The following is a 13,571-nucleotide window of genomic DNA, read 5'->3' on the forward strand; positions in this document are numbered from 1 at the left end:
CGAACTTCTCGGCACTCCGACCCGGTCGGCGCTACCGGCGCGACGAGCCTGGGTGGCAGAGCCGGTCAACCCGCTTCCAGCGCCCGCGCGGTTGCGGCTCAGCCGAGCAATTCCCGGCTCAACGCCAGCAATTCAGCGGTCGACAGAACTTCCTCCTCCACCGGCGGTCGCGGAGCATCCACCGGCGCCGGGGACCGGTTCGCCGGGCTCGCGGGAGTGAGGCGGACGTCGAGTTCGGCCGCCAGCAGCTCGACGGTGGGGCAGCCCCAGATGACGGCGGCGGGCACGTCGATGCCGAGTCGTGCGCCGAGGCGGGCCGACAGTTCCACGGCGTGCACCGAGCCGATCCCGAGCTGTTCGAAGTTCTGCCGCACGGCTATCCGATCCGGCGCGATACCGACGACTTCGGCGAGTTCGGCGGTGACCAGCGCGGCGAGCTCCGCGACGCCGGACGCGAAGCCACGTTGCTCCTGGATCGACGCGATCGCCGCCGAGTTCGGCGCGGATACGGTCGATTCGACCGCTTCGGTCGTGACCGACGAAGCGACCGGCGCGGCCTGCGGCATTTCAGTCGAATCGTAGGAGGCGATTTCGACGACATCCCATGCAGACGACCCGGGTGCGGTGAGTTCCTCGTCCTGGGCCTGTGGTCCCGCCCAGTGCCGTTCGCGCTGGAAGGGATAGGTAGGCAGTGACACCGGTCGGCCCGGCGGGTTCACCGCCGCCCAGTCGGGCTCCACGCCGCGCTCGAACAGCGCGCCCGCCGCGTGCAGCAGGTCGCGGTGGGCCACGGTGCCGGGACGCAGGGCCGCGGCCAGCACCAGACCCAGCACCTCGTTCTCGTCCGCGTCGGCGTCCTTCGTGGCCCCGTGGAGATAGGCGTCGAGGAATTCGACGACCTGGCACACCTCGTCGACCACCGTCGAAAGGCGATGCCGGAAGGCGGTTCTCGTGCCAAGAGTGTGCGCGAGGTCGCCCAAGCTGATGTCCGGATGGCCCACGAGATGCGCATGCAGCCGACGCGCGTGCTCCCGCAACGCCGTTTCGGTGCGGGCCGACAGCACCACCAGTCGCACCGAATCGTCGCTGTCGCCGACCGGAGCGGATTCCGGCGCCGCTTCGGCGATGACGTGGGCGTTGGAGCCGCCGAAACCGAACGCGCTCACCGCGGCACGCGCGGGACCGTCGTGCTGCGGCCACGCCATCTCGGTGTCGGCCACGCGCACACCCGTCGCGGCGGGATCGAACTCCGGGGGCGCATGATGGAAGTGCAGGCTGCGCGGGATCCGGCGATGCGACAGAGCCAGCGCGACTTTCACCAATCCGGCCATGCCCGCGGCCGCTTCGGTGTGCCCGATGTTGGTTTTGATCGAGCCGACGATCAGCGGCGCGCCGGAATCTCTTCCGGTGCCGTAAACGTCTGCCAGCGCGGACAATTCGGCGCGGTCACCGACGGCGGTGCCGGTGCCGTGCGCCTCGACGTAGTCGATCGTCGACGGGTCCACTCCCGCTCGCGCGCAGGCCCGCCGCAGCAGCTGCCGCTGCCCGTCGGCGCTGCTGGCGGGCATGGAGCGCTGCCTGCCGTTGTTGTTGGTGGCGCTGCCGAGCAGGGTGCAGTAGACGCGGTCGCCGTCGCGCAGCGCTTGCCGCAGCGGCTTGAGCACCACGACCGCCCCGCCTTCGCCGCGCACGTAGCCGTCGGCGGAGGCGTCGAAGGTGTGTGAGCGGCCGCGGGCGGACAGCACGCCCAGCGCGGACAATCCGATCGTGGTCTCCGGGATCAGGTTCAGGTGCACGCCACCGGCGACGGCCAGCGCGGCATCACCGGTCCGCAACGCCTGGCAGGCCAGGTGCACCGCGACCAGCGATCCGGCGCAGGAGGCGTTGACGGTCATGCTCGGCCCGTCGAAACCCAGGAAGTACGACACCCGGTTGGCGATCACGCCCTCGACATCCCCGGTGCTGGTGAACGGGGTGATGGCGGCGGCGCCCCTGGCGAGTTTGACGGCGCGGTAGTCGTTGAATTTGTTGGCGAAATACACGCCGGTGTTCCGAACCCGCTCGGGCCGGATCGCCGCGTCTTCGAATGCCTCCCAGGCCAATTCCAGCGCCAAGCGTTGCTGCGGATCCATGTCGGCGGCCTCGCGCGGAGTGATTCCGAAGAATTCGGCGTCGAAACCGGCGACGTCGGCCACGTATCCGCCCGCGACCGACACCGTCTTGCCCGCCGCGGCGCGATCGCGGGCGCGGTGGTCGCCGGACCAGCGGCCGGGCGGCGGCTCGTCGGCGACGGCGTCGGTCTCCTCGATCAGCAACCGCCACAACGCTTCCGGGGAGTCGGCGCCGCCGGCGAAGCGACAGCTCATGCCGATCACGGCGATCGGTTCCGCGCCGTCGCGGTCCGGCTGCGCGCGGGCGTGCCGCTTGGTCTTCTTCACGCTACTCACCTGCCCGCGATCCACCGACCGTGCACTCGCGCAACAGGCGGTGCGGTGAATCTGCCGATCTTGTTGTGGGGTCGGGACATGTGCCGGAGACTTTACCTGTGCTGTTTTCCGAACGCCCCGTTTTCGCTCGGGTGACGTCCGCGCTGGGGGGCGAGGCACGGCGTCGAGAACTATTCCGTTTCGCTTCCGTCGGTCTCGCGGCGTTCACGCTGGACACCGCCGTGTTCCTGACCTTGAAGAGCACCGTGCTCGAGCCGCATCCGGTCACCGCGAAGGTGGTCGCGGTACTGGCGGCGATCACGCTGTCGTATGTGCTCAACAAGCAGTGGTCCTTCGACGGGCGCGGTGGGCGGCGCGGCCATCACGAAGCCGCGCTGTTCTACCTGGTGAGTTTCCTGGCCGTCGCGATCAACACCGCGCCGCTGTGGGTGTCGCGGTATGTGCTGCATCTCGAGGTGCCCGAGGTGTCCCGCTTCACCCAGAACGTAGCCGACTTCGTGGCCGCCCAGCTGATCGGCACCGCGCTGGGCATGGTGTTCCGGTTCTGGGCTTTCGTGCGGGTGGTGTTCCCCGACCAGGTCCAGCCGCCCGGCCCGGGGTGAGAGTTCCGCTCACCTTGATGACAACCCTGTCGCGGGTGATCGCGCACCGTGCGGGTCGCATCGCCTCGCCGCGACACCCTGTCGGGACGTTTGCCCCCGCCGCGCGGGTGGTAGGAAAGGGAGCGTGTCCGCAACTGGCGAAGGATTCGACCCGAACAGAAACTCCCGCGCGGTGTCGGAAGTGGTGGAGCTGGTCAGCACGCTGATCCGCTTCGACACCTCCAATACCGGCGACCTGGCCACCACCAAAGGCGAGCGCGAGTGTGCGCAGTGGGTGGCCGACCAACTGCATCAAGCGGGGTATGTCACCGAGTACGTCGAGTCCGGCGCGGACGGGCGCGGCAATGTCTTCGCGCGGCTTGAGGGCGCCGACCCCAGCCGCGGCGCGCTGATGATCCACGGCCATCTGGACGTGGTGCCCGCCGAGGCCTCCGACTGGAGCGTGCACCCGTTCTCCGGAGCGGTGCGCGACGGCTACGTGTGGGGTCGCGGCGCGATCGACATGAAGGACATGGTGGGGATGGCGCTGGCGGTGGCCCGCCAGTTCAAGCTCGAGGGCACGGTGCCGCCGCGCGATCTGGTGTTCGCCTTCCTCGCCGACGAGGAGAACGGCGGCAAGTGGGGCTCACAGTGGCTGGTGGACAACCGCCCCGACCTGTTCGACGGCGTCACCGAGGCGGTGGGGGAGGTCGGCGGGTTCTCGCTGACCGTGCCGCGGCCCGACGGCACCGAACGCAGGCTCTATCTGGTGGAGACCGCCGAGAAGGGCCTGGGTTGGATGCGGTTGCGCGCCAAGGCTCGTGCCGGCCACGGCTCGTTCCTGCACGAGGACAACGCGGTCACCATCCTCGCCGACGCGGTGGCGCGGCTGGGCAAACACACCTTTCCGCTGGTGCTGTCGGATTCGGTGGCCGCGTTCCTGGCCGCCGTCGCCGAGGAGACGGGTCTGGAATTCGATCCGACCAGCCCCGACATCGAGGGCCAGCTGGCCAAGCTGGGCACCATCTCCCGCATCATCGGCGCGACGCTGCGTGACACGGCCAATCCCACCATGCTGCAGGCCGGGTACAAGGCCAACGTGATCCCGCAGACCGCCGAAGCGGTGGTGGACTGCCGCGTGGTGCCCGGACGGCAGGCGGCGTTCGAGCGGGAGGTGGACGAGCTGATCGGTCCCGACGTCGAACGCGAGTGGATCACCAAGCTCGACTCCTACGAGACGACCTTCGACGGCGATCTGGTCGACGCGATGAACAACGCCGTGCTGGCCCATGATCCGCGTGGCCGCACCGTGCCCTACATGCTCTCCGGTGGCACCGACGCGAAGGCGTTCGCGCGTCTGGGTATTCGCTGCTTCGGTTTCGCGCCGTTGCAGCTGCCGCCGGAGCTGGACTTCACCGCACTGTTCCACGGCGTCGATGAGCGGGTGCCGGTGGAGGCCCTCGAATTCGGCACCCGCGTGCTGGAACACTTCCTGTTGCACAGCTGATCCGATCCGGAAGAGAGGTTTCATGACCTACAACCCCTACGACGCGCTTCCGCAGGTGCCGTCGTTCACACTCACCTCCGATGACGTCACCGACGGGCAGCCGTTCAAGAACGAGCAGGTCAGCGGCATCTTCGGGGCGGGAGGCCAGGACATCTCCCCGCAGCTGTCGTGGTCGGGCTTCCCTGCGGAGACCAAGAGCTTCGCGGTGACGGTGTACGACCCCGACGCGCCCACCGCCTCCGGCTTCTGGCACTGGGTCGTCGCCGACATCCCCGTCAGCGCGACCTCCCTGCCCGCGGGCGCGGGAAGCGGCGAGGAGGGCGGCGCGATGCCGACCGGTTCGATCACCCTGCGCAACGACGGCGGCTTCCACGGCTTCGTCGGCGCGGCGCCGCCGCCCGGTCACGGCCCGCACCGCTACTTCATCGTCGTGCACGCCGTGGACGTCGAAAGCCTGGGCATCGACGAGAACGCCAGCCCCGCCTACCTGGGCTTCAACCTGTTCTCCCACACGCTGGCTCGCGCGACCCTGGTCGCCACCTACGAGCAGAAGTAGGAATCGCCGCACGTGGCCCCGGGCGAAATGCTCGGGGCCACAGTGCTTTCCGCAGCACGCCGCACCGCTCCTGGAGGGACAATTCACGGGCGCTGATCGGCGCGCGGCGTCCACAATCACCTCATGGATTTCTCCGAAGCGGTGCGAGGCGCGCGCCTGCTCGCCGCCGACATCGAAAGGTCCCTCGGCTTCTCGGCGGATGTCGACACCGAATACCCCGAAGGGTGGCGCCGCTTCCACGAGCTGTCGGGTCGTCCGGCCCCGAAGGCGTGGGTAAGCATTTCGGTGCCGGAGGTCGGCACGACCATTGCCCTCGATCCGAGTGAGCCGGGCAGCGAGACCGCGGAAGAGTTCGCGATGGAGCTGGTGCAGGTCTTGCAGGACGATATCCAGATTCACCTGCGCGAGCCGTGGCCGAGGGATCCCGCCACGAGCGGCCACGCGCTGGCGGCGACCGAGCGGGGCTGGCAGAGCACGGTGGATCGCGCCCATCTGGTTCCATATGGTGAACTCGGACCCACGACTTGATCCGACCAGTCGGTATTCCCAGGGGTGACGCGTTCTCGGCGCGCCCCGCCTGTCACGGGCGCTACGCTCGCGCTGAACAACCGCCCAAGTAGGGCGCGGGACCGATGAGGGTAAGAACTTGATCATTCGCACGGAAACGGCCTGGGTGCTGTTCTTCGCCGGGCTCATCTTCCTGTGGGCGCTGGTGCTCGGCATATGGAAGTGGCAGGCGATGACCACCTCGCCGAACGGTCTGGCCCACCCCTATGTCGACATCGCCCACCGAGCCGCATTGCTGTACTCGTTCGCGACCGGATTGATCGCGTGGTTCGTCGAACTGTCCGGCTGGCCGACCGCGGTGAACGCCATCGCGGCAGGAGCAATCATCCTGCTGTTCGTGGTGACGATCGCCAACTACATCCGCCTCGGACTGCAACGCGAGACCGACAACCAGATGCGCAACCCGCCACCGTCGATGCGTTTCGTCCTCGCCGCCTTGATCATCGGCGAAATCGGCGGATTCGCCGTACTGTTGGCCGGCTTCGCCGTGGAGCAGTTGGGGTAGGCGGTCCGCCGTGCCAGTGGGCGTCACCACGGCCAGCGGTGCGGTCATGCCGCGAGCAACGTCCGGGTCCGTTCACCGAAGTCCGCGACCAGAGGATGCGGGCCGAAGGCGACCATCCGCCGGTGTACATCGCGCACGGCTTCCACGGAGCGCGACGATTTGACCTTGCGAGCGAGCTCGAGTGTCCGTACGCCCGCGGCGTGGGCGGCTTCGAGGTCGCGTTTCTGAAGGTGGGTGACCGCCAGCGCGGCGTGGGAGAGCGCACCCCGGCGCGCCCGGTTCTGTGCGCGAGCATGGGCGATCGATCGACGAGCGTGCAATGCGGCTTGTTCGGGCTGTCCGAGGTCGCGAAACGCGTTGGCCCACTCACCGCAGAGATATGCCTGGTCGATGAACAGCGCCCACTCGGGTTCGCGGTCGGGCTCGATACGGGCGAACGCGTTCTCCGCGGCGTTGATCGCACGCGCGGTCCCGGTCTTGTCGCCGATGACAGCGAGTGCGCGAGCCTCCAAGGTCCACAGGTCCGCGAGACACGCGGGCGCGTCCACTTTCGCCAAACCCTGACGGCCCGCTTGGGCGAGTCGCCTGCCCTCGTGCGGATGCCCGAGCAAGGTCGCCTGATCGGCCAGCCCGGCGAGGACGTGCGCACCGAGCGCCGGATCACCTGACTCCTCGGCCAAGCGCAACGCCTGGATGAGATACCGCTGCGCCGTGCCGTGCTCGCCGTTGTCGAATGCCATCCAGCCGAGCAGGTAGGTCTGCTCGGCCGCCGCTCCGCACAGCGCCACGCGAACGTCCTCGGTGTGCGTGCGCCGCAGCAGCGGATAGACGTGTTCGTTCATGTAGGCCGCCAGCACCAGCCGCCCCGAGCCGCCGCCCTGGAAGATGTCCATCTCCTGGAACGTGCCGAACATGTTCTTCACCGCGGTGACGTCCTCGAGCCGCACGCGCGCGCGTTGATCCGGAAGCTGATCGAGAGTGTTCAGCAGCCAGTCGCGAGACGGCCCCGTCGCCGCGATCGCGGTGAACGGAGCTGCGGCAAGGAACTTCCTGCGATCCACGTCTGCCCTCCCGAGGTCGGCGACTGCTTCCAGTGTCCGTGTCCACGATGAGTGGTAGACCAGGGCCCGGTCAACGGTAGGTGTCTCACCCAAACCGAGGTCATAGGTCGTCACCCGATACCCGAAGCGCGCCGAGAACAGATCGGCGAGGATCGCCGGAACCGGCGGGCGCGGGCGCTCTCCTTCGTCCACCCAGCGGCGCACGCTGGACGCGTCGGGCCTGATCTGCGGTTCGCCCCAGTCGACCGCCAGCGCGCGCACGCGCCGCGCCAATTCGCTGCGGCTCCAACCTGAACGGGCCAGCCACTCGGAAAGGTGCATGTTCGCACTGTTCATCACACCCGCCGTTTCGTCACCGGAAGAGCTCGATCCACCACCTTTCAACACCCGCAGCGACCTTACTCGCCGCGCCTGCGAAGTGTGTGCTGAATACGCGCCCGGTCCGGGGGAGCTCAGCGCGATTCACGGCGCGATGCTCACCCCCGTCTCCACGCGATTCCGCAGTCCGCGGATCGGGCGCATCGCTACCGTCGATCGATCCGAGCAGGGGGTTTGATGCTGGTCCGGAGACCTTTCGGGAACACACCGCTGGGGTGGTGCGCCTACTACCGGGAGGTGTGCGATCTACCTGCGCAGGTGGATCCACCTCAGGTGGGGCGCATCGTCCTGCGTATGGGTGTGGCGTGGGCGGTGATCATGCCCGCCACGTTGGGGCAGGACGTGAAGGTGTGGATGCAGCGGCATCATCACGGGATCGGGCCGATCATGTCGCATCCCCGGTCGAAGCGGTGGACGTATCTGACGCAGCCCGACCTGCCCGGCGACATCACGTTGTTCGCGGAGATGTTCCGGCTCGACGTCTCTTTGGTGTGCGCGGGTGGAACCGTGGCGTTACCGGGTCCGGCCGATCGGGGCACCGCCTTCCGCGCCTGGGTCACTCTGCCGGACAGCCCTTTTCGCCCATCCGGAAGCGTCGTGGTGGCCGCGATCCGTGGATGCGTAGCCGAGCGCCTCGCCCGCCGGAAGCGGGGCATCGCGTATGCGTGAGGGATCTCCCCGGCCGTCCGAGCCGGATGTGCACTTGTCGGTGTTCTGGCACGGCCTCCGTATGGACTTCGTCGCCTGCGTGAGTGCCGCGTGCCTGTTCGTCCAGGAGTGGCGTGCCCGGCACTGGCACGACGCGGTCGAGGTATCGATGGAGGACACCGAGGGGTATCCGCGACTGCCGTGCGAGCGGTTGTATCTGGAGCCGTGACAATCGGCTGTGTCCGGTTGTCGATGGTGAGCAACACCGCGGGCCCACGCGACGAGCGCTCGAGACCGGGCGGTGCGGTCTTCCTCTTCGACGCGGGCCCGCCACAAGAACTGCGTTGATAGAGGTGGCGTCAGCGGGGTAGCGCGGTAGTGGGTCGGGATTCATCCGATGCAGGAGGACGAAGATGATGATTGTGGATCAGATTATGAGCATGGCGCGTGCCTGGTGGAACCAGATGTTTCCCGGCATGCCGATGATGTGATCCATCACCGCTGAACGCAAGCTGCCGGACGAATAACGATTCGTCCGGCACCGCTAGCTTTTTGCCAGGCTGAACTGCATGACGTCGATATAGCCCTGCCGGAAGAAGTCGGCGCAACCGCTGAGATACCGCAGGTATTTGTCATAGGTGTCCGGTGAGGTGATCGCGATCGCCTCGTCACGACGGGCCTGCAACGCATGCGCCCAGTGTCGCAGCGTGATCACGTAATGCGGGCCCAGCGGATGAACCCGCTCGACCGCGAACCCGGCGGTCTTTGCGTGCTCGAGCACTTCCTCCACCAGGGGCAGCTGGCCGCCGGGAAAGATCTCGTGCGCGATGAACTTGTAGAACCGCAGTACTTCGCGGTTGATCGGCAGCCCCTTGGCCCGGATCTGGTGGCGGTCGTACTGCACGATCGTGTGCAGCAGCATGCGTCCGTCGATCGGCAGCATCGCATGACAGCGCTGGAAGAACGCGGCGTAACGCTCGCGACGGAAATGTTCGAACGCGCCGATACTGACGATCCGATCGACCGGCTCGTCGAACTCTTCCCAGCCCCGCAGCAGCACCCGGCCATGCCGGGACCCGTGGTCGTCGCGGAGCAAATTGTTGACGTACTCGTACTGATTGCGGCTCAGCGTCAACCCGGTCACGTCCACCGCGAAGCGGTGCATGGCACGCACCATCGTCGAACCCCACCCACAGCCCACATCCAGCAACATCATCCCCGGGCGCAGGTCACACTTGCCGAGGGCCAGATCGATCTTCGCCAGCTGCGCTTCCTCGAGCGTCATGTCGTCGCGCTCGAAATACGCGCAGCTGTAGGTGCGGGTGGGATCGAGGAACAGTGCGAAGAACTCGTCGGACAAGTCGTAATGTGACTGGACATTCGAATAGAAGGGGGTCGATCCCGCCATCGTGATCATCTCCCGGAGGACTCTCTCGTCCTCACCAGCGGTTCAGCCGTGAAAGGTGCATAGAACAGGATTCGCATCGCAGCTGCGCCCGTACAGAACCGGGGCCTCTGCAGTCTAAACCCGCCGAAGACCCTCACTCGGCCGATACTCCGGCATGTCCGCACGTCAGCGGCCCGGCGCGGCAGCGGGCCGCGCTCGATCGCGCCGGGGAGCGCTGGTTTCGCCTACGAGAGGGTCCGGACCCTCCCCTCGGCCGCGGACTGTTCGATGGCGGCCAGGAGCCTGTGGTGGCGCAGGGCGGTTGCGAAGCTGGGATGCGGTTGCCGGGCTTCGGCGATGGCGTGGGCGACTTCCTGGTAGAGGGCGGCGATGTTGGCCGGTGGGCCGGATCCGACGTCGGCGGGGACGGTGCGATAGGTGTCGGGCACGGTCAGCGCCTCTTCGCCGATCCGGATGTCCCAGTGGCCCCAGTGGATGAATGTTCCGGGCTGGGTCGGGGTGGCGGTCAATGTCGCGTCGCTGCCGACGAGTTCGAGCCGGAACCCGTATCGGGCCGGACCGTTGCCGCCGTGCACGGCGACCGACGCGGTGGCGCCGCCTGCCAGCTGTCCGTGCAGCAGCACGTGGCTGGGCGTGGCGTTGGGCACGGTCTGCTCCGTTCCGGTGACGAGCACGCGATCGTGCGTGCGTGGCAGCCGTGCGGAGACTTCGGTCAGTGGGCCGGCGACCCGTTCGAGGGTGGCCAGGAAGTGGCCGGCCATGATGGTCAGGATGTTGGTCCCTTCCGAGGGATCGAGGCCGAACACCAGGTCCGGCCATATTCGACTCCCGCCCCATGGAGCGCCCTCGGCCACCAAAGCGACCGATTCGAGCGCGCCGATCCGCCCGTCGGCCACGAGGTCGGCGACGAAGCGGGCGCTGGGGGAGTGGTGGCCTTGGAGGACGACCGCGTGGACGACGCCCGCCGCGGTGGCGGCCGCGGTCAGCTCGCTCGCTTCGGCGGCGTCGACGCCCAGCGGCCACTCGGACACGACGTGCTTGCCCGCGGCCAGCGCGGCCCGGATCACGGCGGCATGCCCGGACGCCTTCACCGAGACGACGACCAGGTCGACATCAGGGTGCGCGACGAGTTCGTCCGCGTCGGCGAAGGCGTGCCGCGCGCCGTGGGCGGCGGCCGCGCGGTCCGCGCTGGCCTGGTTGGTCGTCGCGACCGCGGTCACGTCGAACTCCGCGAGCGCGGTGAGCGCCGGCAGATGTGAGCTGTTCGCCCAACCGCTGGCGCCGACAACCCCGACTCGGATCATGTGTATCGCTCCTTGGTTCTGTACCTTTCGGTATCAAACTAGGCGGCGCGGCCGACTCGCACAAGAGGTAATGTACCGATAGGTAAAGAACAGGGAGAGAGGACGGAGGGACGACATGCCCGGCGGACGCCCCCGCTCGTTCGACCCGGACGCGGCACTCGACCGCGCGCTGGAGGTGTTCTGGCGCCACGGCTACGAGGGCACCTCGATGGCGGACCTGACCGCCGCGATGGGCATCAACAAGCCCAGTCTCTACGCCGCCTTCGGCAACAAGGAGGAACTGTTCGGCAAGGTCCTCGCCCGCTACCTCGACGGTCCCGGCGCCTACGCCGCCGACGCGCTGGACGCGCCCACCGGCCGCGAAGTCGTCGAGCGGCTGATCCACGGGGCCATCGACCTGACCGCGGGCGAGAACACGCCTGCTGGTTGCCTGTGCGTCAAAACCGTTCAAGCCAGCGGTCCTGATGCGCACGCCGCGCGCCGAGACGCCGTCGCGGTACGCAGAGCCGGTGAAACGGCGCTGCGCAGACGGCTCGAGCAGGCCACCGACCTGCCCTCCCGCCACGACCCGGCCACCCTGGCCGCACTCGTGCACACGATCTCCGACGGCATCGCCGTCCAGGCCGCGGCCGGGCGCGGCCGCGAGGAGCTGCGGCGGATCGGCGCCTCGGCGCTACGCGCCCTCCTGGACGAAGACACCCAGACCACGCCGTGAGAGCGCGAAAGCGCCGTGAACCCAGGCGAAACTCCTGGGTCACAGCGCTTTTCGCGAGGTTCTACTTGACGCTGATCACCCGGTCGGAGGGTTCCTCGGCATACAGCGCCTCGATCTCGGCCTGGTACTTGGCCGCGATGGGGGCGCGTTTGAGCGACATCTTCGGCGTCAGTTCGTCGCCGCCGGGCTCCCAGACCGCGCCGAGAATGGTGAAGCGTTTGATCTGCTCCACGCGGGAGAGCTTGGCGTTACCTGCCTGGACCGCGGCGAGTACCTCCTCCACGATCTGCGCGCGGGTGGCCAGGGTGGCGATGTCCTCGCCGGTGGCGTCGAGTTCCTTGGCGCGCAGCGCGGCGACGTCGGGGTCGAGCACGATCAGGGCGGCGATGTAGGGCTTGGCGTCACCGAGGGCGACGACTTGGCCGATCAGCGAGGAAGCCGCCTTCACCGAGTTCTCGATGTTGCTGGGGGCGATGTTCTTGCCCGCCTCGTTGATGATCAGTTCCTTCTTGCGGTCCACGATCCGCAGGTAGCCGTCGGCGTCGAGGGTGCCGATGTCGCCGGTGTGCAGCCAGCCGTCGGAGTCGATGGCCTCGGCGGTCTTGTCGGGCATGTTGCGGTAGCCGCGGGTGACGATCGCGCCGCGGATCAGCACCTCGCCGTCGGCGTCCAGTCGCAGCTCCACCCCGTCGACCGCGCGCCCGACCGAACCGGGCCGCGGCTTGTCCAGTTCGGTGTAGGTGCCCACGCCGGTGGTCTCCGACATGCCCCACACCTCGCTGACGGTGAAGCCGAGACCGAGGAAGTATTCCAGGGTCTCCGGCGGGATGGGAGCGGCGCCGGAGGAGGCGACGCGCAGTTGATCCAGGCCGAGGGCGTGGCGCAGCTTCGACAGCACCAGCGCCTCGGCGATCTTGTGCTGCGCGCTGAGCAGGGGGCCGCGGCCTTTGCCGGACAGATCGGCGCGCGCGGCGGCGATCCCGGTGCCGATCGCCCAGTTGGCCAGCGCCTTCTTGACCGGGCTCGGTTCTTCGGCGAGTTTGCCCTCGACACCGGCCTTGATCTTCTGCCAGACCCGCGGGACGCCGAAGAAGATGGTCGGGCGCGCGTCGGGCAGGGCGGCGGCGACTTCGCGCGGGTCGGGGACGGTGGTGATCTGGATGCCGGTGAGCAGGTTGATCGCGTGCCCGGAGATGCGGTCGGCGACGTGCGCGGCGGGCAGGTAGGACACCGCACGGTCGTCCAGCCCCACCTGCAGCGGGCCGTTGACCAGGGCGATGATCTGGGCGAGCACGTTGCGGTGGGTGATCTCCACGCCCTTGGACGGCCCGGTGGTGCCGGAGGTGTAGATCAGGGTGGCCAGGTCGTCGGGGCCGACGGCCTGCCAGGCGGCGTCGAAGTCGAAATCGGCGGCGGGCGCGGCCTCCACCTGTTCGACGGTGACGGTGCCCTCGGCGGGCCCGTCGACCATGAGGATGTGCTCGACCGGCACCCCGGCCGCGGTGATCCGGTCGAGGAAGACCTGCTCGGTGACGACGACTTTGTTGCCCGCGTTGGTGAACAGATGGGCGATCTGCTCGGGGGAGCTGGTGTTGTAGATGGAGAACGGGGTGGCGCCCAGGTGCAGGGCGGCGGTGTCGACGAGATTGAACTCGGGACGGTTGGTCAGCATGATGCCGACGGTGTCGCCGTGGCCGACGCCGAGACCGGCCAGGCCCGCGGCGATCGAGCGCACCCGTTCGGCGTACTCGCGCCAGGTGTACTGCTGCGTGCCACCCACCTTGCGCAAGGCGATCTGGTCGGGGCGCAGCCGCGCGGTCTCCTGGAATGCGGCGGGAACGGTGTACACCGTTTTGCCCGACTGGTGCGCGTATCCGATTTCTGTTGTCGTCAT

14 protein-coding genes are annotated in these 13,571 nt (G+C 68.2%); 9 read left to right on the plus strand and 5 right to left on the minus strand.

The genetic code is table 11. The annotated features are described in order from the left end of the window. Positions 1-98 precede the first annotated feature (98 nt). On the minus strand, positions 99-2,438 hold the full coding sequence (locus tag NB3_RS19735; RefSeq protein ID WP_067805371.1) for a beta-ketoacyl synthase N-terminal-like domain-containing protein: 2,340 nt from the start codon (positions 2,436-2,438) through the stop codon (positions 99-101). Positions 2,439-2,545: 107 nt separating this feature from the next. Between NB3_RS19735 and NB3_RS19740 the strand changes: the two genes are divergently transcribed. The 5 genes from NB3_RS19740 to NB3_RS19760 all read left to right on the plus strand — a co-directional run bounded on the left by NB3_RS19740 (position 2,546) and on the right by NB3_RS19760 (position 6,163). Then, positions 2,546-3,049: a GtrA family protein gene (locus tag NB3_RS19740; RefSeq protein WP_218020605.1), complete on the plus strand. Its 504-nt coding sequence runs from the start codon at positions 2,546-2,548 to the stop codon at positions 3,047-3,049. A 124-nt stretch (positions 3,050-3,173) separates the two neighbouring features. Beyond that, the gene (locus NB3_RS19745) at positions 3,174-4,535 is read left to right on the plus strand and encodes a M20/M25/M40 family metallo-hydrolase (protein WP_174553227.1); all 1,362 of its coding nucleotides are present in this window, start codon (positions 3,174-3,176) and stop codon (positions 4,533-4,535) included. 22 nt (positions 4,536-4,557) lie between these two features. Further along, the gene (locus tag NB3_RS19750; protein ID WP_067805376.1) at positions 4,558-5,091 is read left to right on the plus strand and encodes a YbhB/YbcL family Raf kinase inhibitor-like protein; all 534 of its coding nucleotides are present in this window, start codon (positions 4,558-4,560) and stop codon (positions 5,089-5,091) included. A 123-nt stretch (positions 5,092-5,214) separates the two neighbouring features. After that, positions 5,215-5,619 (plus strand): hypothetical protein, encoded by a 405-nt coding sequence (locus NB3_RS19755; RefSeq protein WP_067805378.1) that lies wholly within the window; start codon positions 5,215-5,217, stop codon positions 5,617-5,619. Between the two features lie 124 nt (positions 5,620-5,743). Then, entirely contained in the window at positions 5,744-6,163 is a 420-nt protein-coding gene (locus tag NB3_RS19760; protein ID WP_067805621.1) for a hypothetical protein, read from the plus strand. Positions 6,164-6,207: 44 nt separating this feature from the next. Here NB3_RS19760 and NB3_RS19765 read toward each other — a convergent pair whose 3' ends face one another. Further along, complete coding sequence (locus tag NB3_RS19765) at positions 6,208-7,545, minus strand: NsdA family TPR-like regulatory protein (protein ID WP_218020606.1); 1,338 nt, start codon at positions 7,543-7,545, stop codon at positions 6,208-6,210. On the opposite strand from NB3_RS19765, the gene NB3_RS35185 reads away from it, so the two are divergent. The 3 genes from NB3_RS35185 (at position 7,544) to NB3_RS19775 (ending at position 8,479) form a co-directional block, all read left to right on the plus strand. Next, entirely contained in the window at positions 7,544-7,780 is a 237-nt protein-coding gene (locus tag NB3_RS35185) for a hypothetical protein (protein ID WP_157111887.1), read from the plus strand. The genes NB3_RS19765 and NB3_RS35185 overlap by 2 nt on opposite strands. A 116-nt stretch (positions 7,781-7,896) precedes the next feature. Continuing rightward, positions 7,897-8,271: a DNA-directed RNA polymerase subunit beta gene (locus NB3_RS19770; protein ID WP_244891983.1), complete on the plus strand. Its 375-nt coding sequence runs from the start codon at positions 7,897-7,899 to the stop codon at positions 8,269-8,271. Beyond that, on the plus strand, positions 8,264-8,479 hold the full coding sequence (locus NB3_RS19775) for a hypothetical protein (protein WP_157111888.1): 216 nt from the start codon (positions 8,264-8,266) through the stop codon (positions 8,477-8,479). Before NB3_RS19770 ends, NB3_RS19775 begins: the two co-directional genes overlap by 8 nt. Positions 8,480-8,794: 315 nt before the next feature. On the opposite strand, the gene NB3_RS19780 is transcribed toward NB3_RS19775, so the two are convergent. Then, entirely contained in the window at positions 8,795-9,658 is an 864-nt protein-coding gene (locus NB3_RS19780) for a cyclopropane mycolic acid synthase family methyltransferase (RefSeq protein ID WP_067805623.1), read from the minus strand. Between the two features lie 224 nt (positions 9,659-9,882). After that, positions 9,883-10,962: a Gfo/Idh/MocA family protein gene (locus NB3_RS19785; protein WP_084823494.1), complete on the minus strand. Its 1,080-nt coding sequence runs from the start codon at positions 10,960-10,962 to the stop codon at positions 9,883-9,885. A 115-nt stretch (positions 10,963-11,077) separates the two neighbouring features. Here NB3_RS19785 and NB3_RS19790 point away from each other — a divergent pair, with 115 nt between their 5' ends. Further along, positions 11,078-11,677 carry a TetR/AcrR family transcriptional regulator gene (locus tag NB3_RS19790; protein ID WP_067805390.1) on the plus strand — a complete coding sequence of 200 codons (600 nt, stop codon included), beginning with the start codon at positions 11,078-11,080 and terminating at the stop codon, positions 11,675-11,677. A 61-nt stretch (positions 11,678-11,738) separates the two neighbouring features. Here NB3_RS19790 and NB3_RS19795 read toward each other — a convergent pair whose 3' ends face one another. Further along, positions 11,739-13,571 carry an AMP-dependent synthetase/ligase gene (locus NB3_RS19795; RefSeq protein ID WP_067805393.1) on the minus strand — a complete coding sequence of 611 codons (1,833 nt, stop codon included), beginning with the start codon at positions 13,569-13,571 and terminating at the stop codon, positions 11,739-11,741.

The sequence above is a fragment of the Nocardia beijingensis NBRC 16342 genome (genome assembly GCF_001612785.1).
Classification (GTDB): Bacteria; Actinomycetota; Actinomycetes; order Mycobacteriales; family Mycobacteriaceae; genus Nocardia; species Nocardia beijingensis.